Origin of the sequence: Pseudomonas sp. 7P_10.2_Bac1 (assembly GCF_025465935.1) — a bacterium.
Taxonomy (GTDB): domain Bacteria; phylum Pseudomonadota; class Gammaproteobacteria; order Pseudomonadales; family Pseudomonadaceae; genus Aquipseudomonas.
Genome location: NZ_JANLNV010000012.1, coordinates 60,972 through 80,211 on the forward strand (window position 1 = coordinate 60,972; position 19,240 = coordinate 80,211).

Genomic DNA, 19,240 nt, shown 5'->3' on the forward strand with positions numbered 1-19,240 from the left:
AAAGAGAAGAATAAAAATGAATGTAAACTCTTTGCTCGACATCCGACGGGCCAGCACTCAGGACATTCCTTTGGAGCAACGCCTGGAGTTTTGGGAGGATTACAACGCCTCTATCCTGGTGGGCCTCAAATGTTCGTCATATTCTCAATCTGGTTTCGCCGCAATCCAGGATAACTTGTGCCTCGAACGCCTACGGGTAGCCCATATTTCTGGCAACGAGCACGCGGTGGAACGCAATTACTCGATGGTCCACTCGATCCCCAAGGAGTCTATCTTCGTGTCCCTGGTCTTGGGCAACCAGTCGTTCTTTTTCCAAGATAACGTTTGCAGCCTGGTACAGCCGGGTGAACTGGTGATCTACCGCACCGACAAACCCTACGTATTCGGTTTTTCGGGACCGATGCGCCAGTTCATTTTCGATATTCCCCAGGATGACTTCTCCGAGCGCTGTTTACGTGACCTCAAGGGGCCACTGAAGATTGGTGCCGAAACCCCGGCGCAGCGCTTGCTGGTGCGCTCCTTTGCCGAGCGAACCCAGGTTTTTTTCGACGCGCCACGGGAAGACAGAGCAGGACTTTTCGAGGAAGAGGCTTACAATCTGCTGGCGAGCATCATCAGTGACAGCACCGGCGAGCATCGGGCCAGTGCATTGAGCACCTCATACCTGCTGGCAGCCAAACAGCACATCAAGGACCACCTTGATGACTCATCACTGAGTTGTGAGCACGTGGCCGCCGCCGCAGGGATCTCCAGTCGCCACCTGGCGCGGCTGTTCGCCCAGGAGGGTGGGACTCCCAATCGCTATTTGCAAGAGAAGCGTCTTGAGCGCGCCCGCCAGTTGCTCGCCTCGCCCAGCGCAAGCCGCTTGGACATCGCCGAGATAGCCTATCGTCACGGGTTCTCCAGCCAGTCGCATTTCGCCCGGGCCTTCAAGGTACGCTTCGGAATGACCCCCAGCGAGGCGCGCACTAGCAAGATATGATCGAAACCCGGAGCGATGTTGTTGCCATTTTCCTTCGAAGGTATTAGCGGAGACTGTCTAAATTGACTCTGCGCACCAATTACCCCCTCAACATGGAGCACATGGTATGGATTTTTCAAGTAGCCGGAGTATCAATAGCCCCTCTGCGGTCATCCACGTGTCGATTGAACGCCCACTCAGGTGGTAGCAAAGAAATGTCTATAGATACCTACTTGCCCTTGCATAAATGAGTTATTAGCTGAATTTACCGGCCTTCCGGAGGCTACAGCGATGGGGCGGGCGTTGCGCTCTAGAGTCCTGAGATGCACCGGTACTCCTGTCGGGTAGGAGTAGCCCCTCCAAGAATTGAATTGCCCCCGGCACCGTAGGCATCTTCTGCCTATGCTTGGGCTGCCCCCATTTCGACTTTCATCTTGAGCGGCTCCCAACTTGTTCCAACCGCAGTTGTATAAACTCCAGCAACGCCCGAACCCGCGCAGTCACGGAATGCCGGTGGCTGTACGCGCCAAGCAATTGCAGCGGCGCAGGACGCAGGTCCAGCGACACTTCCTGCAATCGGCCCGCGGCCAGATCTTCCTGGCATGGATGGGCTGCCACTATCGCGAAACCGATGCCTTGCCGTGCACCCGCCAACGCAAGTTCTCCGCTGTTGACACGATAGCGGCTACGCACAGATACCTTCACGATTTCGCCTTTGGCGTCTAGAAACTGCCAAGGCTGGCCCTTCAATGCGCTCAGTGTCGTAATGCACGGCAAAGACTCAAGTTCGCGCACTTGGCGCGGCGTTCCCGTTTTGGCTAACAGAGCGGGCGCCGCGACCACGATGCTGGGTAGCGTAGCGAGTTCGCGGGTGATAATGGTGCTGTCATCCTGGCGCCCACGATGGAAGAGGATGGAAAGGTCCACGTCCTCCCGGAGCGCTTCTATACCGGTCAGGCGCGTGTCGCACTCCAGCTCGACGCCGGGATGAAGGCTACAAAACTCAGCCAGGATAGGGGCTAGCAGTCTGGGGGCTTCGCCTGGCATGCACATCCTGATGGGGCCCCGCAGTTCGCGCTGCACCGCGCTAAGGTCTTCCTCGGTGCAGAGCAAGGAGTCGAGTAAAGGTTTGGCTCGTTCGTAGAGAAGTTTGCCGGCTTCAGTCATGCGCAGGTGACGAGTACTGCGCTCCAGCAAGCGCACGCCTAATCTGCGTTCCAACGAAGCGACGTGGCGGCTGACGTTCGAGGATGGCAGGGACAGTAAGCGTGCCGCGCCGACAAAGCTTTGTGCGTCGACGACCGCCACATATACACGAACGGTGTTCAGGTCGAGGGCATTGCGCATGATTATCCCGATTAAGGTATTAAAGTCGCCCATATTCACACAATAGTTCTCCACATTGACGGAATCTAAGATGCCGTCTCGTCCGATGGGTTGTCGCCGATGGCGCGTCGGGACGGATTGAACAGGAGATCCAGTGTGGAAATCGGAATACTAGGCGGCGCAATTGCGGGGTTGAGCGTGGCGCTTGCCTTGCGCAAACAGGGCCACAGTCCCCGGGTGTATGAGCGCCGGTCGGGACCAGCCACCATGGGGGCTGGCGTGACGCTCTGGCCCAACGCCAGCTTTGTGCTGGAGGAACTGGGCCTCCTCCAGGACATCGCAGCAGTGAGTGGCCGGCCAAGGGTCGCGCGCCGCCAGGACGCTGCGGGCAATTCGTTGGGGGGCATCGATATCGCGCTGCTAGACCAGACCATGGGATATCCGACTCATACCATTTTGCGGGGTGACTTGCAGGCAGTGCTGCTGAACCATGCGGCACAGGCCGGCATCCCGGTGGAGTTCGGCCATCGGGCGGTGGGGATTGATCTGGAGGATGATGGTAAAGCGGTCGCGCGCTTCGAGAACGGGGTGAGTATCCGCCCAGATCTGCTTATCGGCGCCGATGGCCGCATGGGATCGGTGGCACGCAAGTTCGTTGCAGGGGACAACTCACCGGTTTATCAGGGATTTGTGAACTGGATCGGTGTGGCGCAAGGGGAGCGTGCGTTGGTGAGCGATATAGCGATTCAGGATTATTGGGGAGCGGGCAATCGCTTCGGTTGCGTGCCGGTGCGGCCAGATTTGGTCTACTGGGCAGCGGCGCAGGCGCGGCCATTATCAGCGGCAACTCCTGCGGCCGATATGCGCAAGGAGATTGAGGATCTGTTCGCGGGATGGCCTGAGCCTATCGCCCGTATCATCCAGGCGACGCCGACGCACGCCATCCGAATGATTGCTGTGCACGACTTGGAGCCGTTGCACACATGGAGCCGGGCTAATGTGCTGCTCGTGGGCGATGCGGCGCACGCGCCGTTGCCGACATCGGGTCAGGGCGCTTGTCAGGCGTTGGAAGACGCCTGGCATCTTGCCAGGTGCTTGCAAGGAAAGGACCGCCTTGATAAAGCCTTGCTGCACTTCGCGCAGATACGTGGGCCCAAGACCGCCAAGCTGGCCGAACAAGGTCGAGCCTTCGCTCGCGGGCTGTTTGCCACTGATCCTGAAACCTGCCGTATTCGTAATGAACGCGCCAAAGCGTCCGATCCCTTGCATGACGTGCAGGCCTTGGCGCAAGGGTGGTCACAGGGTTTGCCGCTGACCGGATACACGGACAACACGGCGATGGATGGCGCTGGCTTCAGCAGTCTGTACCGCCTCTGAAAGACTGTGGCAATCAGGACACCGCATGGCGTCTCCAGTCCTGAGACGCCTTACTGTAAACCGAGCCCCATGACTTTCCCCGCGCGTTGGAACGCCAAGTCTAGTGCCTCGCATTGGGGCTCTTCAGATGTTGGCTTCTGGCTGATTCTGTTGAAAAAGTCGGATTTTCAGCTCGCCTGAACTTAGGCACGACCACCCCCTGAAGAACCTACTCACCACATTGAGTGGTTTTTCGGCCCTTCGGTGACCTTTGCTGCTCTGTTATTGGGTTAATTTGAGGTTTTTTGCTTGGTGCAGGCGCACCTATGCCGTGACTGGTGGCCCTTGAGATGAAAATTTGGCTAGCCGTCGTAGGTTCTGCACCGCGGCGGCCAGCGTGAATTCATCCGTCGCGTCACTCATGCCACGTAGCCGCAAGCGATCCAATTTCAGGATGCGCTTGAGGTGGGCAAACAACATTTCGACCTTCTTACATTCGTAGCGAGAGCGCACGTACGCAGGTGTCGTTGCGATTCGCCGAGCCACATCGCGCGCGGCTTCATGGACGCTGCGGGCGATCTTGCGCAACGCAGTGTTCGGGCAGCACTTGGCTTTCATCAAGCAGGCAACGCAATCGCTCTACCTGGATCGGAAGATGATGGTGTTGGCTTTGGTGACGTGCGAACGCTCGTTCTTGAAGGCTCGCAATTCGCTACGTAATGCATTGCCAGTCGGGCAGCAGTACTCCTCAGTCTCTTCATTCCAGCGGAAATCGTTGCTCGAAAAACTGTCGTTCTTGCGTTCGGTTTTGTCCCACACCGGCACATGTGGCTCGATGTTCTTTTCCTCCTCCATCCAGGCCAGCATCGGCGCGGTACCGTAAGCGGTATCGCCAATGAGGCGTTCCGGATGGATGTCGAACTGCGCTTCCGCCTTGATGATGCTGGCGTCCACCGCAAAGCCTTCACCTTTGACCAAGCCTGCGTCCATGCAACGACACAGCACTTCATTGAACAACCAGCGAAACAGATCGCTGTCCCGAAAACGGCCGTGTCTATTTTTGGAAAAGGTCGAGTGGTTGGGGACTTCATCTTCAAGGCTTAACCGGCAGAACCAGCGATACGCCAGGTTCAAATGGACCTCTTCGCACAGCCGCCGTTCGGAGCGGATGCCATAGCAGTAGCCGACGATCAACATGCGGATCATCAGTTCAGGATCAATCGAGGGACGCCCAATCGGGCTATAGAAATCGGCTAGGTAATGGCGCAGGTCGCTCAGATCAAGACACCGATCAATGCTGCGCAGAAGGTGATTGGCTGGGATGTGATCTTCAAGGTTGAACGAGTAAAACAGTCGCTCCTGCCCACTCGATAACTGTCCCATCATGCTCTGTGATCCCCCGCCGACCAATGAAGCAATTTTGCCGCAGGTCAAATAGGGGAGCTACTTTTTCAACGGAATCGGCCAAAAACAGTCATTCCCAAGAGCTTTTTTCGGCCTCAAGATGGCGAATCTACAGAAGCGTACCTACCGCTGCGCGAAACCAAACCTCCATTAGGGCTTGGCTCGCGCTCAACTTGCACTTAAATCGGCGCCCGAAAGGCATCTGCATTATTGAATGCGCTGTTTCCAGTTCCCTGCTTGCGCAGTGACACCATTTTCAGTCGGCACGAGCGTCCAGATCTTGGCCTCAATCCCGTCGTTTTGCAGCTTGCGCAGGAAGTAACGCGCCTGCAGAGCATCATGGGTAGCGATCACAACCTGGAAACCATGATCAACGATGTAGTCACGCAGCAAATCGAAAACCGCAGAGGCATGCACAAGATCGTGGTGCTGAGTCGGGTCATCCAACAGCAGTGCTTTCCAAGGAGACCACTGATGACTAATGGCCATCGAGAGCAGGAAGGTCAGTTGAAGATCCGTCAACTGTGCCTCACTCGCGATATCAGGTACCGGTACCGCTTTATTGCCAAGTGGTACAGAAACACCGGCACGATCCTTGTTATACGAGCTGAAGAACTTCAGGCTTGCCTCGTGGAACCTAGACTCCCGCACGACTCGTTTCAGCAGCGCCTGCCAGCGGGGTACCACCTTGCCGACATGCTTCTGAACGTTCTCAATTTCCTTCTTCAGCGAGCCATCCAGCAAATCCATCGCGTCCGAGATCAAGGTCAATCGTAATAAGCTGGATCTTGCCGCGTTGATGCTGTCATTGAGGAAAGCTTCGAAGGCCTCTTCTGAACGGTCAAGACGCTGAGCATCAATCAGCCGCTGGGCCAGTTGTGATTCATTCAACTTGGCCCAAGCAGAAATTTCCACCCCAATGCCTTCGAGTGCTGAAACATAGTCCTCTAGGAGGGTCAACGTAGAGCGCAGCGTAGCTTCACGGGCTTGCGCAGCTTCCGCAAGTGGGTCACCGGTCAACTCCAGTTCTTGCCAGCTTGCCCGGTATTGAAGAAGGAGCGTTTGCCCCTTTCTGATTTCTTCCTCAATCCCCTGGACAACGTTTGATGACTCAAGCAACTGATGTTGTTGGGTGTCCAGGGCGGATTGCACCGTCCCGACTTTACCGTTCAGGTCGCTGATCTGTTGTTCCAGCTGAGCTTTTGCTGCTGTAAGTTGCTCGAGCGTTCGAGCCAGCGGTTCCCCAGAGGTAAGCGCGGCTAGTGCGGCGACTGCTTGATCCAATCGTGTAGCCGCTTCGCTGTGTTGAATTCGGGCCAAGTCAAGCATGTACTGTGCCGAATTGAAAGCTCGCTCGGTTTGTTCAAATGCTTCAGGAGTAGGGAGAGCGTCCAATGCCGCTCGCTGATCAGCCAAACGCTTTTGGGCAGGAGCAATGCTATCGACTTGCTGCCTGAGCGCCTCCCTTGCCAACGGGAGCGAGTCACTAGCCAAAATCGGATCGGTACGAAACTGCGTAACTTGCCGTCCCAGATCCTGGCGGCTGGACTCCAAAGCACCTAATTCCCCTCGGGTGAGGTCTAGTGCTTGCTGCGCTTTCTCAACCGCGACCTCACTGGCCATCAACGCTTCCACCGCAGCTCGCAATTGCTGCTCAGCTGCGGTCAAACTCGGATTGATCGCTTCAAGGGCTTGAGCCACGCGGGACTGAAGCTTGGCTGCACCATGCGGCTCCAGGCAAAGTGGGCATTGATCTTGGTCAACGGGAAGATGTTGTGCTATGGATGCAACGGCCTGACGGATTGCGTCAGCGGAAGAACTGAGCATCTCATAATGTGATCGGGCAGTGGCCTCCGCAGCTTTACACGTCTCATACGAGGAGCGTTCGGTATCCCGATCTATGCTCTGTTTATCGATGAGCATTTCGAGAGCAGCGATTTGCTGGGCAACCTCGCTGATCCGCTGCTCAGTAGCCTGCCAGTCGGTAAGCATTAGTTGACCCGCGTCCAGGCGCTGCTCGATCTGGCTGATTCCCTGAAGCTGAATGTCAATCTGAGCATGCTGGTTACGAACACGTTGGTTGTGCTCATGCTGCTCGCGAAGTACATGAGAATTTTTTTCAGCCTCACGCAGGGCAGCAATCGCCGACGTCAACGTGTCATTACGGTGATCGACATCCTGTTTGGTTGTGGTTTCGCCAACCAGTCGCTCAAGTTGCTGCCCGATACTGATAAGTTCTTGCTGTGCAGAGTGGATACTGGCTTGATGCTCCTGCAATGCGGCACTGCCTTGAGCCCTTGAAGTTGTGTGACGGTCAAACGTCTCACTCGCCGCCGTGAGGTCTGCATTGAGCTTTTCAAGCTGCTTCCGCGCCGCCACAAAGCTTTCGACAAGATCATTTACCAAGGCGAGGCTTGAGATATGCTGCCGAGCTCGCTCGACCTTTCCTTGCAAAATCTCGGACAGTGCAGTGTGTGCAAGCGTCAGCCCCTCCTGGCTTACAGGTCCGCTCAACAAGCCAGGTGGAATCTGGCTCAGGCTTTGCGTCTGGTTTGCAGCGTCAGAGAGAACGTCAGCAATTCGATCGCGCGGGCGTAATGCACCTACTGCACCGGCAGCAGCGATGTCACGCTCCTGAAGTAGGCGAGTCCACTCGTTCAAATCAGTCTCATGCCCGATCAACACTTCTTCCGCACGGGCTTTTTGCTCCGTCAGCGACCGTCGCACAGCAGCAAGGGTGGCGCGAGCTTTAGAGCCGTCGCTACCAATCGGCAGCTTGGCCAGCTGGGATCCGGCTTCCTTTTCTTCCGCATTGACGATCCACCCGTTCTCCCTCTGATCCAAAAGGTGGGTTAGGCGCAGTAAGAATGGTATGTCACTTGCGGAGACATTAGGGAAGACGCTGCTTAAGTCTCCATCTTGGCTGACCTTGCCCGCCGCAGTCACGCGTGATGTTGCGGTCAGCTCAGAAAAATTTAGACTGACTGCCGCTGCAGTCTGATCATCACGAATGATGTGGGCAATGTCGTCACGGAGCCGTGCGATCTTCCCGGTCAGACCAAACTCGATCGCCTCAAATACCGTTGTTTTGCCCGTACCATTCGGAGCGAGCAAAATAGTCGCCCCGGGGCTTAGTTCAATGGTGACGTCAGATCCGAATTTACGCAGGTTCGACAGGGTGATGGAATTCAACTTGCTCACGGCTGAACCTCGCTTTCACTCAGCGAATCGGTGAGTACACGCACGACATCAGCTCCGTTTTTGTTGGTTAGAAGCTGCGCTCTCCAGGCAGCGATGTGGGGCGCCGACCAAGGGCGTGCAGCGGACAGCGTGTTCAGCGCCGATACCAAAGGGTCGCTCAGCGTCTCGACATCACCAGCAGGATCCAAGGCCGCCAGAAATGTCCGGTTAAGAAAATCACCAGATGCTTCAGATTCGCGCACAACGACCTTGCGGCAGAACCTGTCATCAGTCTCAATCCGCGCAGCGTCATCTTTAGCGATATCGCTGATCATCAGAAACATATAGAGGTCGGCAGTCTCAGGCTCCGGTAGCACATCCCGGACGTCGGCAGCCCATTGGTTGGCAGCTTGCAGGGCCGTTAATGGAAGCTCGACGAGCAAAACCGTCCGCCAACCCGCCCTTTCGATGTGGGAGCGCTTGAGTCGAAGAACATGCGAGTCGTACTCGACCTCAGGCAGCATAAGCTCCGTTACGTCCCTAGGACACACGTCATACCGACCCTCTACACGCTGAATGATTGCGCTAGCCAATTCCTGCACTGTCAGCATGATTAGTGTCCTTTCCCATAAGCTTTGATTGCTGCTTCGCGCGCGTCGCGCCAAGCATCCCAATGACGTTTAAATTGCCCCTGTAGCTGGACGAGTGTCCCGGTACGCAGGTACTTGAGCACCCCAAATCGTGTCACCAGCAACCTGGGCTGTCGCTCAGCCGCCATACTGTTGCTGGTTTCAAAATCATCAGCCATACCGCAGTCGAGCAGGCTCGTGGGAGACCCTTCGACGCCTGCAAGAATGACCACCGGCGCCGGTGAAGGCCCCAAAACGTCCATCAGGTTATCGGCAAGAGGCCTGACGCCGGTGTGATCGCCTGTAGCGCCTGACCAATTTTTCAACGCGATGCTGAGAACTTCCCCAAGATCTGGAATTTCGCGCCAATTGCCATCGTCATTACCGATCGCGACGCACACCAGAAGCAGCATCAAAATGGCGTTTTCCATCAGATCCGCAGTACGAGGCCCGACGCGCAGCGCGTGCTTCACGTCCAAACCTTCTGTTTTGGGGTACATCAGTTGCTCAAACAGCGAATCACGCGCAGCGGCGTCAGCTGTAAGCTCAGCGGCCCAAGAGCGCCACTTCGGTTCTAATGCAGCCAGTAATGGCGTGTCGGATACTGAGTTCAATCTGGTCGTGATACTACTTTGTAGCTCCTCCCACACAAGATCGTTCATTGCCCTGTGAAGTGCTGAAGATTCATCTCGCGTCTCCAAGATTGTCCCGAGCTCGCGACCCGATGCGCAGGACAGCGCCTCTGAATTGTCTATCCAAGGAAGCTCATCAAGGTCACTTTCGCTGATACCAAGCGTTCTACCCAGCTCGTTCCCGGCGCCTTGACGCCAGAGCTGTTCACCCAAAAGCAGGCAATGGCTCCCGCTTTTCAAGTGCAGAGCCAAGCGAAGGATGGCGGAGGGGAGGGCCACTGTATTTGGCGTGGGCAGGCAATAGGTAGCGTGCAGTCGCAGCTTTCTGTTGTTACCGCCCGCTGCCCAGTGGTGACCGACAACTTCCGTGGCAGCATGGGGCGCTAGCAAGCTCGTCGTACCATTTAGGTCATGGGTACCGGCGACCATCCAACTCGACCCAGCCAGCGGCTTCATAAGGTATTGCGTCCAGGTCACAGCATCTGATCGGCGTGCATCTTTGAGATGGTTGGCCATGGCATGACAGCTGATGGCGTTAACATCCGTGGTACTTGTAGAAATGTACCCCACCAGCTTCTCAAGTGTTGCCCGCGAATCATTGAAGTGCCGTCCTAACGATTCGCACGCACGCTCCTCAAGGTTCTCTTCGCTCCCAACGGCATGAATCGTGAGTGTCCGCATCGTTTGTCGAACATGATCCCAGTCGGTAAAACCGCACCAGGTCGTCAACCATTTGTAGACATTTTGCGTTGGGGTATCGGGCCGGCTAGAGAGGGCAGTTAAGTCAAGGCCGTCCTGCTTGCAGAGTCGACAAAACTCATGCAAGTGGTTGGCAGTGATGAAGTCACTCGGTTTGCCCTTGATGACGACTTCCAGGCCGAGCAAGATGAGTGAAAAGGTACGGGCTGGCGGCTGCTTAGACTGCGGATTTAGACTCCAGACAGACAAGCTCTTCATGGCCTTATCAAGTTCAGAATCGATGGTCTTATCGGGCGGGACAACTGGCGTTGCACTCGCTGCCGCCTTGCTGTCGGCCCTGGGTTTATAGGACTTGATGTAATCGGCTTTATCGATGTGCTTCTCGCTGAAGGGGGTCGTCTGCCGCTTGATCTGGAAGTGCTCGTAATGCTCATCCGCATGGTAAATGACCACGTCATCCCACTCGCCGATACCGCCCTGTTCGGCGCCGATCAGCAACGGTGCAGTGCGTCCATCCAGGTATTTGTCCACCATGTCCGACAAACGCTGAGCAATTACCAGCTTCTCGTAGCGGCCTTTTTGCTCAAGCCGGAACCTTCTTATCATTCTGAATCCCTTCAAACATTTCGGTACCAAAAGCACACAATAGCAGGTGGCCAAATAGTAGCGACACGGCTTGGCCGAGGGAACAGGGCTCCAGCAGGTTAGCAAAAAAAGAATCTGACGCTTAGATTCAACGGCGAACGGCCGTCGATCATGAATATAGAACATCCCCTGGTCACCGGCTGCGGTGATGATCAAAGCCATCCCCGTCATGAGGCTCTAACCCTTGATGCACTTGTGCAAGTGCTGCACAAAGCATCGGTGCCTGACTTTTCAGTCGTATGAAGTAGGGCTGTTTCTTCTTCGGATCGTCCGGATCTTCGACCTACTCGTACCATCCATCTGCCATGACCAAAGCACGGCCATTGGGCCACAGTTGTTTGAAGAATTTGCCGGTGGTGACGGTTTCTACGCGGGCGTTGATCGGATCCGGGCGTTTTCCTTTTGCCCAGAAGAGCGCCCAGCCCCAGTGCACGGGATCAATGCGTAACCCGTCTTCCACGCTATGAAGAATGCTGACCCGGGTACTGGGGGCGATGTTGTAGCGGCCAATGGGGTGGTTGTCATACCCGCTGACGATCTTTCTGTCGCTGGCCAATACATCCAGGTAATCAGCGATGCCTCGGTACTGCACAAATCGTCCGCACATGGCGAGGGCCTTTAGGGCTGTAGCGACTGCAGGGAGCGTAGACGCATTAAACGGGATGTTCCTCTCGTCTAAATCTCATGCGGACGTATTGCTCGGATCGGTCCTACGCTGTTAACTGTATATTCATACAGTTTTTGAAAGGCGTGCGTCATGAGCTTCACACTTCTAGGTCCTCTCGTGGAGGGCGGAGTTCCTATACCGCTGTGTTTGTTCAAGATTCCGGCCGGGTTTCCGTCTCCGGCGGCGGATCATATCGAACAGGCGATTTCTCTGGATCAAGTGCTCAACGTGCGTGCGCCGCATGTTTATCTGGCGTCTATTGATGGCGACAGCATGCAGGGGATCGGGATTTTTTCCGGGGATTTGGCGGTGATCGATCGCTCGATCGAGCCCATCCATGGCCACATTGTGGTGGCGCTGCTCAACAACGACCCTATCTGCAAGCGTCTTTGTATACGAGGCAAAGACATCATCCTCAAGTCAGAGAACCCCAAATACCCGGACCGGCACGTGATGGAAGGGGATGATCTGTCGATCTGGGGTGTGATTACACACAGCGTGCGCAGCCATGGTCGCTAAGCCCAGCCCGGTGTTTGCGCTGATCGACTGCAACAGTTTCTATGCCAGTTGTGAGCGGGTGTTCAGGCCGGATTTGGCCAAAGTGCCTATCGTGGTGCTCAGCAATAACGATGGCTGTGTGATCGCCCGCAGTTATGACGCCAAGCCGTTTGTGAAAATGGGCGAGCCATATTTTCAGGTCAAGCAGCGCCTTGAGCAGCACGGTATCGTCGCGTTTTCCTCGAACTATGCGCTGTATGGCGACATGAGCGAGCGGGTCATGAGCCTGATTGAGTCGATGGTGCCAGCGGTGGAGGTGTACAGCATCGATGAGTCGTTCGCGGATTTTACGGGCCTTGCGGATGCCTCTGCGATGGGGCGAATGTTGCGTTCCAGGGTTCTGAAGTGCACGGGTATTCCTGTCGGGGTGGGGATCGGGCCAACCAAAACCTTGGCTAAACTGGCCAATCACACGGCCAAGCGCCTGCAGGCGCACACCGGTGGGGTGGTCAATCTGTGCGGGGATGTTGAGCGTGCCTGGACGCTGCGCAATACCGCCGTGTCTGAAGTGTGGGGAGTAGGGCGGCGCATGACCGCGCACCTTGACAGCATGGGCATCAAAACCGCGATGGACCTGGCCAAGGCTGACCCGTGGACATTGCGCAAAAAATTCAGCGTGGTGATTGAGAAAACCGCTCGCGAATTGGCCGGCACGCCCTGCCTGGAACTCGATGAGCCGGACCCTCCCAAGCAGGAAATCTGTTGCAGCCGCATGTTCGGCAAAAGGCTGACAGAACTGGTGCCGATCAAAGAGGCCGTGGCCACGTACATGATGCGCGCCTCGGAAAAGCTTCGCGCGCAAAAATCCTACTGCAAGAAAGTCAGGGTCAGCATTCGTACTGGCATGTTCAATCCGGATGAGGCGAAGTACGCCAAAGGCGTGATAGTGACACTGCCGTACCCGACCGATGATGTGCGCTTGTTGACCAAGGCTGCGGTCGAAGCGCTGACCCATGTTTTTCAGCCTGGGTTCAAATACAGCAAAGCTGAAGTGTTGCTGATGGATCTACGCCAACCGGGCGAATTCTCGGATGATCTGTTTGCGGTCAATCAGCCGGCCGAGGCGACCAGGGTGATGGCCGTTCTGGATCAAATCAATGCGCGCTGGGGCAGGGGCACGCTGCGTGCGGCAAGCGTACCCAGTCACCCGGACTGGGGCATGCGCAGGGAAATGATGAGTCAAAGCTATACGACCCGGCTGGATCAGTTGTGGCGACTGTCGTGTCATTAGCCGTAAGTACTTGCAGTCGAAAACGGCCATGAGTGCAAGTACTTACGGCTAGCGGTGAAGCTAGGGCATGATCGTAAAATCGCCGGGCGAAACGGCAAAGAAAATATTGCCATCGCAACGAGCCCGTACCCGCGCCTGTGTGGTGCCCTCAGGTAAGACCGGCACCTCGACCGTGGCATTGCCGTTGTTGGGCACCGATGCCGCCAACGGTGTAGGCAGAAAGTGATGGCCGCCATCCACGGACAGATCCAAAGTGACAGTGCTGCAATTAATCGGCGCCGCCGCCGTTGCGGCGACCTGCCAACGTACGGATTCCCTCTGGCCCTGTACCCATCGCGCAACACCCTGAGGCTGCAGCACCGAGAAAGGCAGGCCGGTATCGACCACACGAACCTTGGTATCGGCGTTATCGGTGCGGCCTCGCTGGTCACGCACGGTCAGGCGAAAGTGCAAGTCCCGGTTGGTCTGCGGGTAGGCTTCGCCCGGCCCCAAGGGTTGCTCGCCGAGGATCACCTCCAGCCTTGGGAAACTGCGTTGGCTGCTCGACTGCGGCGCATAGCTGCGAAAAATTGGCCGACGCCCGTCGTCCTGCAGCGTCCCCAGTTGCACGCTACCAGCATCCATTTGCTCCCAGGTGTATCGCAGGTGCGTGCCCACGGCAGCATGGGCGACATGTGCGTCCAGCAGGAACGGGGTGCGCGCGGGGATCGTCGGTGCCGATGGCATTGACGTCAGGTCGATCCATGGGGCCGGTCCGGGATAGAGGCGCCCGACCGCGCACTGGCCACCCCGTGATCCCAGCCAGCTATTGATCTGCGCCAGGTTGGCAGCATGGAAATACGCATCGCCGAGGTTCTGCAGTTGGTGGCCTGGATCATTGCACTGCGTCGAGGCATAGCTCATGACCGTCGAGCCACTGCCTGGCTCGTAGGCGAACTCCTCGCGCGCAGCAGGATTAGCTTCTCGACTGCAACCGTTGTTTGTATGCCAGGCACCGAACTGGTGGCCCAGTTCGTGCGAGGTTATTGATATGGCCACGGGGTCGTGTACCGGGTCTGGGTGGATTGTCCATCCCGCCCCTTTGTCATTTCCGATAGGTTCATCTGCAGCAGCGATCACGCAGCTATTGCCTGTTGCTCCGGCCCCGCCGATCCCGCCTTCGAACAATTGCGAGGCAAGCAGCAGGTGGCCGACATCGTAGCCCTCCTGGCCCAGTTCGCGTCGCAGCATTTCGACATTTGTACGGAACAATGCCTGGTCAAACCCGGCTTGGCGGAGCGCAAAGATCGATTCGAACGGATCGTTGGCCGTATCGGTCAAAACCAGGCGGTCACTGGCCTCAACCAGCGTGAAATGGACGCCGAGATCGGTTTCGTAGATTTGGTTGGTCTGGTTGATCGTGCGCATCACACCGAACAGGCCATCCTCGATGCGCCCACCGAACAAGGCTGTATAGGTGCTACTGGCCACGACCGCGATACGAAAATTATGGCGCATACCGTCTGCCATAGTTCCTGGTATCGGTGAGCGATCGTCTTGCCCTTTCGCTGACGCCTGCCTTGCCGGGATCGGTTGTGCCTGGTTGGGTGCGGTCTCCACTCGGGCTCGTACTACCCGGTAAAGCAAAGATGAGGGTGCCTTGGGGTCTGGCTCGATCGACCAGTAGTGGCCATCGTCCCAGACCTTGGCACTGAACTTGTTGCTGGACAGGTCCAATCGGACCTGCCGTCCGGCAGTATCTTCACCGCGCAAACTGTGCAACTGCGGATACCGGCGCGCCAAGCCAGGCGGCAACGTTGCAGCATTGTGCACACGGAACTCGCTCCAACGCCCTTCTTCAGGTAGAGGCAATGACAGCAACAGCCCTGGGGGCGCCGCTGCCCCCGGCTCTGGCAATGCCCGTAGGTAAGACTGCAGACGGGCAAGATCCAGGCGGTACAGCAGTGGCCCGCCCAAGGTCGGCTCGGATTGCCATACTGAAGGCGCGATTTCAGGTTTTTCCATCATCGAGCACGAACTACAGCCAGCGATCATCGCCAATAACAGCCATCGCCATCCACGTACAGCCGGTCTGAAACCTGCACTGTGCATCTTCACTCCGCGCACATTGTGTATCTCACTCATTACGGACGGCCTCCAGTCTCAGGAAGAGCGGTGTCCGCCGGTCCAATTCATCACTGATCCGTGCACCCGCAATGCCCTCGACAAATGTCCAAGCAGTTATCGCCCTCGGCCACGCGGCTTTTTTTCGGTCTGCGCGGCCGTTTCGGTGGCGACCATAGCCTTCCTCCGTCGGTTGAGTTCTACCGTGAGTCAGATTCAGATTTGGCCCACTGCAATGCCGGTACATTCCGCACGTAGGCGTTCAATATTCACGCGTTGAACGTGTGGGAGCCGCAAAGGAGCCATCGAGCAAGCACAAAACGCGGGTTGATGAGTTTGGTTAAACGCCTGGATAAAGCCTTATGCAGCGATCAAGTCGCGGTGGATGTGACGGCCACGACCAAACTTGAAGCAGTTCGATGAGTCCAACAGCTTGCGCAAAACGTTGCCCAGTGAGCACCAGAGTTGTTGAAATCGCCGCAATTGTCCCGGACGGTGTTTCTATTGTGGCTGACGGTCATGCAATAGGTATTAACGAAGAACCCTGTCCTAATAGCGTTTTACTAATCTACAGGCCCCTGTTTGATGATCCGACTGCCCCTCATACTCCTGATGGCTGCTGGCATTTCCAGCGTGAACGCCGCCGAAGATGTCCCTTTGGAGCGCTCTATCAAGGACTGGACTATTGGCTGTGATAACACGCGTGATTGCACGGCAATCGGTGCTGTGCCTGAGCGCGACGATGTCGGCATCTCGACGTTCAGCCTGCGTGTCACGCGTGAAGCCGGCCCGCAGGGAGATTTGCGGGTAGGGGTGTTCAGCTTCAACGCGCCTCTTGGTCAGCCGACGCTTGATGGCAAGCCGCTGAAAAATCCATTTGGGCCTGGCGCACTTAAAGATGACGAGGTCCCGGAGGTTTTTGCTCTAACCGGAGAGAAAGCCGACGCCTTGATTGCGGAGTTACGTAACGGGCAGGAGTTGAGGTTACCTTTCAAGGGCGGCACTTCGGTGGCCTCACTGAGCGGTATGAGCGCGGCGCTTTTGTTGATCGACTCGGTTCAGGGGCGGGTTGGCACCCAGGACGCGCTGATCTCGAAGGGGCAAATGCCTGGCAGCAGTGTGCCGCAACCGCCTGCCGCGCCGGTATTGCCGAGCTGGCAAGCGCCCGCACCTCTCACCGCAGAGAAAGCCAAAGCGGTCGCAGACGCCGTGATGGTTGCAACGCGTAAGGATTGGGAGAAGGACTTGGATGAAAGCAGTGCGCCAAAAGCACAAGCCTTTGCCTTGAGCGCAGATCAAGCGCTGGTGATTATTGAGACGAGCTGCGCGGCTTATAACTGCTCTTACAGTCTTTATCAGGCGCCCTTGGACCATCCTGAGCAAGCACACGCTGCATTGATGGCCGAGGTGCCACACCTACCGGACTTGAAACCCCTGGGTGACATCACTTTTGACCAGGCCACGGGTGAGCTGAACAGTTATGCGCTGGCGATGAGCATGGGAGGCTGTGGCACTTCGTTGAGCTGGCGCTTCGATGGCAAGGCGTTTGCGCTGAAGCATGCAGCCGAAATGAATGTTTGCATGGGGCTGGATCCAGTTTACTGGCCGGTCCTGTGGCGCACTCAATCAACTCGCCAAGGGCAGTGAAACCACGCCTTGTCAACCCGATACTTGTCGCACGGCGGGCGGCAAGTATCGGGTTGCAGCGTCAGTACCGCTAAGCTCAGGAAGCCTTCAACGTACGCAACTCAGCCTCTACACGTGCTGCGGTGCAATAAGTTTGCAGCATGCCCAGCAGCTGTTCAGCGGTGAGGGTTTTTCCGTCCAGTTCAAGTCCGGCCAATACCAGACGTATCTGAGGGGCTTTCGCGCGCTTGATCTTGATGCGTGGCATCAGAGGGCCCAGGGTGTTGTGGAAACCGGGCAGTGGCGCGCCCTCACGCAATGTCAGTGTGATCCAGAGATTGACGCGGTCTTTTTTGATGAGGATGTCTTCAACATCCACCAGGTCGATTTCTGCATCAAGGTTGCGAAACCACAAGCGGGTATGCGTCAGGCGCATCAGGAGTTCTTCACCGGCCCGACGGTGCAGCCACACCCCGCTGATCAAGATCAGCCCCACGATGACAAAGATGCCTGCCATCAAACCGCCCGAGCCATCCCATGCGACCCCCGCAGCCAACAGGAACATGAAGACAGAGAGGTAGGCCAAGGTGCGGCGCACCTTGCGTGGGTAGGCGAGTTCGGTGACTGCCGGCACTTCGGCCAGCCATGCTTCGCGTTCTTGAATGGCAGACTGCAGCTGATCGCCGGTGTGCTGATTGAAGTCCTCGGTGAGAGACTGGGCCAGACTGGCAAGTGGATCATCGGGGTGGTTCATGCCGGTACTCCATTTTGGGGGGCATCTGCAGGCGACTGCGGGTCATTTGTGAGTTGGCTGAACCACTGGCGGTCATGTGGAGTGGGCGCCCGCGTGGCCTGGGCCAGCAACTGCTCATCGATGGTCACGTTCAATTGTTGCAGGCGCACGGCAGTCGGGGGATGGGTATCGAACGGATGAGCGATGGCGTGGTTCATCACTGCTTCGTTCACGATCACCGGCGCTTGGCGAAGGTGTTCGGCCAAGGCCTGGATCAAGTTGGTGTGACTGCGTTGACCGAGCAACGTGTTGACTTCGGCATCAAGGGCGATGACGCGCAACAGAGCCTGGCAAAAGAGCCGGTTACCGCAAATCTGTGCACCGGCCTGATCCGCCACCAGCTCCTGCACACGGCTCCAGTGGTGTACGGCTACCTGGAAGTGATGCAGAAAGCGCCCCGTCATCCAGATCGCAGGACGCTCGATCAAGTATGGGTCGTCTTCCCCGGCACTGATAGTCAGGAAATGCATGTACATCAAGCTGAACAGCGCCGAGGATTCACTGCCGCGCTCGGTGTCCCGGCTGCTGAAGTGGCCCAGCTCATGGCCAATAATCGAGGCGGTTTCTTCCTGGCTCATGGTCGAGAGGAAGGTCAGCGGAAGATAAAGCGTGCGGCCTGTCAGCAACTCCCCAGAGGGTTGCAGGGCCACGGGGACACTGGTCACGAAAAACGATTGATCAATACCAATGACAATGTGGTCGGGTATCGGGGCGCCGGTAACGGCGGCGAGTTTCTCGATCCACTGCCACAGGGCGGGAGCATTGGCCCGGGTAAGAGTACGCCCCAGAAACGCAGATGTCGGCGCATCCAGTGCCTGCCATTGTTTACGCAGGCGGCCGATCAACAATATGCCCATGTACAGCATCGTCAACATGGGCACCGTGATCAGCAGCACTACCCAGCCGTTGTTACTGGCGTGACTCCAGCCCCAGCTGATCTCATAAAACAGGACCATTGCCACTGACCCCGTCAGCAATGCGGTGTAGGTCGCCAGCCATTGGCCCAGCGATCGCCAGCTCTGGAGCAGGCGATCGTGAAGATAGTCCAGCGAACGCAGGGCCCGCAAAGCATCCAGGCGCAGCTTTATCCAGGTAGCAACACCGACCAGTATGGCGGCGACGGCCAGCCAATAACCGAGAAACGCCAGGACCTGACGCAGGTGCTCCGAGCCTGTATCGGCATCGGCCTGAGCGACTTCACGCTGCAAGTATTTACGCAGGCTGTCGTCCGACATGGGAGGCGTTGTGAGCCATTGTTTGGGCAGTTGCTGCCTTAATTCATCGCTGGGGCTGGCCATCCATTGGCGCATGACGTGTGCTTCTTCCAGCGCGCTGTTGGCACGCCAGCTCTGAACGCTAGTCCAGCCCATCAGGACTAGCGGCAGCACAAACATCATCAAACCCCATGACCATCTTCTCAACAGGCTCAT

Annotated in this window: 12 protein-coding genes and 2 pseudogenes; 5 read left to right on the plus strand and 9 right to left on the minus strand. The window is 56.9% G+C overall.

Going from position 1 to position 19,240, the window contains the following annotated elements; genetic code table 11:
• The first annotated feature begins 16 nt into the window (after positions 1-16).
• Positions 17-982: an AraC family transcriptional regulator gene (locus NTD86_RS03145; protein WP_262200692.1), complete on the plus strand. Its 966-nt coding sequence runs from the start codon at positions 17-19 to the stop codon at positions 980-982.
• 408 nt (positions 983-1,390) lie between these two features.
• Here the strand turns inward: NTD86_RS03145 and NTD86_RS03150 are convergent, their stop codons facing one another.
• Positions 1,391-2,308, minus strand: a complete 918-nt coding sequence (locus tag NTD86_RS03150) for a LysR family transcriptional regulator (protein WP_262200693.1) — start codon at positions 2,306-2,308, stop codon at positions 1,391-1,393.
• A 135-nt stretch (positions 2,309-2,443) separates the two neighbouring features.
• Here NTD86_RS03150 and NTD86_RS03155 point away from each other — a divergent pair, with 135 nt between their 5' ends.
• A complete protein-coding gene (locus NTD86_RS03155; protein WP_262200695.1) occupies positions 2,444-3,664 on the plus strand; it encodes an FAD-dependent monooxygenase in 1,221 nt (406 codons plus the stop codon).
• Between the two features lie 303 nt (positions 3,665-3,967).
• Here the strand turns inward: NTD86_RS03155 and NTD86_RS03160 are convergent.
• The 5 genes and pseudogenes from NTD86_RS03160 to NTD86_RS03175 form a co-directional block, all read right to left on the minus strand.
• Positions 3,968-5,029: pseudogene (locus tag NTD86_RS03160) on the minus strand (transposase).
• 225 nt (positions 5,030-5,254) lie between these two features.
• The gene (locus NTD86_RS03165) at positions 5,255-8,248 is read right to left on the minus strand and encodes an AAA family ATPase (protein ID WP_262200696.1); all 2,994 of its coding nucleotides are present in this window, start codon (positions 8,246-8,248) and stop codon (positions 5,255-5,257) included.
• Entirely contained in the window at positions 8,245-8,838 is a 594-nt protein-coding gene (locus NTD86_RS03170) for an ABC-three component system middle component 1 (protein WP_262200697.1), read from the minus strand. Before NTD86_RS03170 ends, NTD86_RS03165 begins: the two co-directional genes overlap by 4 nt.
• Positions 8,839-8,840: 2 nt before the next feature.
• Positions 8,841-10,793 (minus strand): ABC-three component system protein, encoded by a 1,953-nt coding sequence (locus tag NTD86_RS24255; protein ID WP_410016943.1) that lies wholly within the window; start codon positions 10,791-10,793, stop codon positions 8,841-8,843.
• Positions 10,794-10,922: 129 nt separating this feature from the next.
• A pseudogene (locus tag NTD86_RS03175) lies at positions 10,923-11,439 on the minus strand (SOS response-associated peptidase family protein); the annotation flags it as partial.
• Positions 11,440-11,589: 150 nt separating this feature from the next.
• On the opposite strand from NTD86_RS03175, the gene NTD86_RS03180 reads away from it, so the two are divergent.
• A complete protein-coding gene (locus NTD86_RS03180; protein ID WP_262200699.1) occupies positions 11,590-12,018 on the plus strand; it encodes a LexA family protein in 429 nt (142 codons plus the stop codon).
• A complete protein-coding gene (umuC, locus tag NTD86_RS03185) occupies positions 12,008-13,288 on the plus strand; it encodes a translesion error-prone DNA polymerase V subunit UmuC (RefSeq protein ID WP_262200700.1) in 1,281 nt (426 codons plus the stop codon). Before NTD86_RS03180 ends, umuC begins: the two co-directional genes overlap by 11 nt.
• A 60-nt stretch (positions 13,289-13,348) precedes the next feature.
• On the opposite strand, the gene NTD86_RS03190 is transcribed toward umuC, so the two are convergent.
• Positions 13,349-15,412 (minus strand): reprolysin-like metallopeptidase, encoded by a 2,064-nt coding sequence (locus NTD86_RS03190; RefSeq protein ID WP_262200701.1) that lies wholly within the window; start codon positions 15,410-15,412, stop codon positions 13,349-13,351.
• A 564-nt stretch (positions 15,413-15,976) separates the two neighbouring features.
• Between NTD86_RS03190 and NTD86_RS03195 the strand changes: the two genes are divergently transcribed.
• Positions 15,977-17,038 (plus strand): DUF1176 domain-containing protein, encoded by a 1,062-nt coding sequence (locus NTD86_RS03195; RefSeq protein WP_262200702.1) that lies wholly within the window; start codon positions 15,977-15,979, stop codon positions 17,036-17,038.
• A 76-nt stretch (positions 17,039-17,114) separates the two neighbouring features.
• On the opposite strand, the gene NTD86_RS03200 is transcribed toward NTD86_RS03195, so the two are convergent.
• Both NTD86_RS03200 and NTD86_RS03205 read right to left on the minus strand, forming a co-directional pair.
• Positions 17,115-17,771 carry a hypothetical protein gene (locus NTD86_RS03200; RefSeq protein WP_262200704.1) on the minus strand — a complete coding sequence of 219 codons (657 nt, stop codon included), beginning with the start codon at positions 17,769-17,771 and terminating at the stop codon, positions 17,115-17,117.
• The gene (locus NTD86_RS03205) at positions 17,768-19,240 is read right to left on the minus strand and encodes a M48 family metallopeptidase (RefSeq protein ID WP_262200705.1); all 1,473 of its coding nucleotides are present in this window, start codon (positions 19,238-19,240) and stop codon (positions 17,768-17,770) included. The genes NTD86_RS03200 and NTD86_RS03205 overlap by 4 nt, the downstream gene beginning before the upstream one ends.

Excerpts from the sequence above, each read along its gene's own strand:
- NTD86_RS03145 (WP_262200692.1), top strand. The coding sequence starts at position 17 with ATGAATGTAAACTCTTTGCTCGACATCCGACGGGCCAGCACTCAGGAC.
- NTD86_RS03150 (WP_262200693.1), bottom strand. The coding sequence starts at position 2,308 with ATGCGCAATGCCCTCGACCTGAACACCGTTCGTGTATATGTGGCGGTC.
- NTD86_RS03170 (WP_262200697.1), bottom strand. The coding sequence starts at position 8,838 with ATGCTGACAGTGCAGGAATTGGCTAGCGCAATCATTCAGCGTGTAGAG.
- NTD86_RS24255 (WP_410016943.1), bottom strand. The coding sequence starts at position 10,793 with ATGATAAGAAGGTTCCGGCTTGAGCAAAAAGGCCGCTACGAGAAGCTG.
- NTD86_RS03180 (WP_262200699.1), top strand. The coding sequence starts at position 11,590 with ATGAGCTTCACACTTCTAGGTCCTCTCGTGGAGGGCGGAGTTCCTATA.
- umuC (WP_262200700.1), top strand. The coding sequence starts at position 12,008 with ATGGTCGCTAAGCCCAGCCCGGTGTTTGCGCTGATCGACTGCAACAGT.
- NTD86_RS03190 (WP_262200701.1), bottom strand. The coding sequence starts at position 15,412 with ATGAGTGAGATACACAATGTGCGCGGAGTGAAGATGCACAGTGCAGGT.
- NTD86_RS03195 (WP_262200702.1), top strand. The coding sequence starts at position 15,977 with ATGATCCGACTGCCCCTCATACTCCTGATGGCTGCTGGCATTTCCAGC.
- NTD86_RS03200 (WP_262200704.1), bottom strand. The coding sequence starts at position 17,771 with ATGAACCACCCCGATGATCCACTTGCCAGTCTGGCCCAGTCTCTCACC.
- NTD86_RS03205 (WP_262200705.1), bottom strand. The coding sequence starts at position 19,240 with ATGAGCCTGTTGAGAAGATGGTCATGGGGTTTGATGATGTTTGTGCTG.